Origin of the sequence: Rhodococcus sp. CX (genome assembly GCF_015865005.1) — a bacterium.
Lineage (GTDB): Bacteria > Actinomycetota > Actinomycetes > Mycobacteriales > Mycobacteriaceae > Rhodococcus.
On record NZ_JADZGH010000172.1, the window covers coordinates 17,732 to 20,326 of the forward strand.

Here is a 2,595-nt window from a genome sequence, read left to right on the forward strand (position 1 = left end):
TGGTGGACATGCGCGACGCGGCGGGTCTGCGCACCGGATCGTCGGTGGTCTACCGCGGGGTGAACATCGGGCGTGTCGACGGTTTGGAGAACCTCGACGGGTTCGTGCGCATGAACCTCTCGTACGAGGCCGAGCACCGCATCCCCGTGGACAGCACGATGCGTGTCGAGAACCTGTCGTCGCTGGGCGAACCGGTGTTCTCGTTCCTCCCGGCGTCGACCGAGGGCCCCTATCTCGAGGACGGGGCGCACCTGACCGAGGTCGTCGAACTCCCGACTTCGGTGCCCGATCTCCTCGCGACGACCTCGGAACTGCTCGAGCAGACCGATGCGGAGTCGCTGAACGAACTCGTCGCCACGTTCACCGAGTCGGTGGAAGGACTCGAGGAGACGATGCCCGCGGCGGGTCGCGGTGCCGAACTGCTGCTGTCCACCCTGACCCGGCACGAGGGCTCGCTGGAAACCGTTCTGAGCGACCTGATGTGGATGATGGGCGATGTGGAGTGGGTGCGACCGGCGATGGTCGCCGCTCCTCCCATGCTGGACCAGTTCGGTGAGACCCTCGGCATCTCGTACGAGTACCTGTTCGAAGGATCCTCGGTGCTCAAGGGCGAGGAGATCCTCGGCTCCTGGCGTCAGCAGGAGATCGAACTCGCCGAGTTCCTGTCGAAGATGGCCCCCGAACTCGGCGCGATCGGGGTCGCGCTGCGGCCCGTCACCCAGGCCACCGGATCCGTGGTCGGCCGAATGGACCTCGGTACCCTGCTCGAACAGGCCATCGCGACCATGCCGGGCGACAGTGTTCGTTTCACCGTGAGCGTGCCCCGATGAAGAAGGAAGACAGCGTCATGTCGAAAACCGATGTCACCGAACAGGATCCAGCCGAGGCCGGGCCGAGCACCGGGGAGACCGGCAGCCGCGGCCCGTGGTGGTCGTCGTTCCGCACCGTCGCGATCGTCGCGGTGCTCGCGCTCGTCGCCGCGGTGACCTTCGGGGTGCTGTGGGCGACCGACGACTCGTCCGAGCAATTGCAGGCCCTGCAGAGCCGGCTGGACACCGAGGCCGAAGCCGAGGCCGTCGCCTCGGAATATGCGCTGAACGTCTCGGAGGTCGACTTCCGTGATCTCGACGCCTGGCGGGACGCGCTGACCGACGGTGTCAGTGAACAACTCGTGCCGAAGCTCGAGGGGGCCGTCGACGTCGTCGCGCCGTGGCTGACCCAGATGGAGTACACCTCCACCGCACGTCTGCTCGCCGCCGAGGTGGCGAGCAACGACGGCGACACCTTCGTCGTGCAGGTGTTCGTCGACATGGTGTCCAAGAGCAAGCAGACCCCGGACGGGGTGGCGGCCACCGCGACCTACCGGGTGACCATGGACCGCGCATCGGACTGGACCATCACCGATGTCGGGGGCGTCGGGGCCGGGCTGCCCGGAACGGGCGAGGCCGAACCCGCACCCGAGACCGGCGGCCGCTGACGGATCGCGTCGGGCGGCTCAGCCCTCCTCGGGTTCGGTCACGAAGTCCACGAGCCGTTCGACGGCACCGATCAGCGGCGCCTCGAGATCCCGGAACGACGACACCGCACCGTAGACCCGGCGCCAGCCGTCCTGCGGGCTGCCCCAGCCCAGTTCCCGGCACACCCCGGTCTTCCAGTCCTGCCCGCGCGGCACCTTCGGCCACGCCGCGATGCTCAAGGTCTTGGGCCGCACCGCTTCCCACACGTCGATGTACGGGTGGCCGGTGACCATGACGTACGGGCCGAGGTTCGCGGTCAGCCGTTCCTCCTTGGACCCGGCGACGAGGTGGTCGGCGAGCACCCCGATCCGCCGGCCGGGTCCCGGTTCGAACTCGGCGAGCCGCTCGGCGAGGTTGTCCAGGCCCTCGAGCTGCTCGACGACCACCCCTTCGACGCGCAGGTCGTGACCCCACACCCGTTCGACGAGCGCGGCGTCGTGCACGCCCTCCACCCAGATGCGGCTGCCGCGCGCGACCCGCGCCTTCAGTCCCTCGACGCGGGTCGACCCGGACGCGGACCGCGCCGGTTTCTGCGCGGCCGGACGGGTTTTCGGCCGCACCAGCGTGACCGGTTTGCCGTCGACGAGGAACGCGGCCGGGCGCATCGCGAACAGTCGGGTGCGACCCTGCCCGTCCTCGAGGCGCACGAAGTCCCCGTCGTAGGTGCGTTCGAAGCCCACGACGGCGCCGCACCAGCCCGAGGCGGCGTCCTCGACGACGAGATCCCTCTCGGCCGCCAGTTCCGGGACCGTCGGCTTGCGGGTGCGGGCGTGGCCGGCGTAGATGTCGCCGCCGTACATGTCGCGTGGGCTCACGCCCGACGACGTTAGGACACGGCGTGGTGCCGTTGCGGCTGCCACGCCGGGATGCCGGTGTGACGTGCCGCCGTATGCTGTGCCGGTGAGTTCCCCGAGCCTGACCCTGACCCTGTGGGCGGGCGTGTGGCTGTCCGGCGACGCCGCGCCCGACGAGGTGATCGATGCCCTCAACACCTGGGCCCCGCTGCACCTGGTGTTCGCGGACGACGACGCGGCCGATGCGGCCGCGTCGTCGTCCGCGAACACCAGGTGCAGCGGGG

3 protein-coding genes are annotated in these 2,595 nt (G+C 69.7%); 2 read left to right on the forward strand and 1 reads right to left on the reverse strand.

From position 1 onward, the window contains the following. The coding region (locus I0Q12_RS18315) for an MlaD family protein (RefSeq protein ID WP_231610956.1) at positions 1 to 830 on the forward strand (830 nt) is incomplete at its 5' end. 17 nt (positions 831 to 847) lie between these two features. Further along, the gene (locus tag I0Q12_RS18320; RefSeq protein WP_197253310.1) at positions 848 to 1,477 is read left to right on the forward strand and encodes a hypothetical protein; all 630 of its coding nucleotides are present in this window, start codon (positions 848 to 850) and stop codon (positions 1,475 to 1,477) included. A gap of 18 nt (positions 1,478 to 1,495) precedes the next feature. Here the strand turns inward: I0Q12_RS18320 and I0Q12_RS18325 are convergent, their stop codons facing one another. After that, on the reverse strand, positions 1,496 to 2,317 hold the full coding sequence (locus tag I0Q12_RS18325; protein ID WP_197253330.1) for a DUF3097 domain-containing protein: 822 nt from the start codon (positions 2,315 to 2,317) through the stop codon (positions 1,496 to 1,498). Between the last annotated feature and the right edge of the window lie 278 nt (positions 2,318 to 2,595).

What these genes read in the sequence shown, in the direction of transcription:
- I0Q12_RS18320 (WP_197253310.1), top strand. Translation starts at nt 848, where the DNA reads ATGTCGAAAACCGATGTCACCGAACAGGATCCAGCCGAGGCCGGGCCG.
- I0Q12_RS18325 (WP_197253330.1), bottom strand. Translation starts at nt 2,317, where the DNA reads ATGTACGGCGGCGACATCTACGCCGGCCACGCCCGCACCCGCAAGCCG.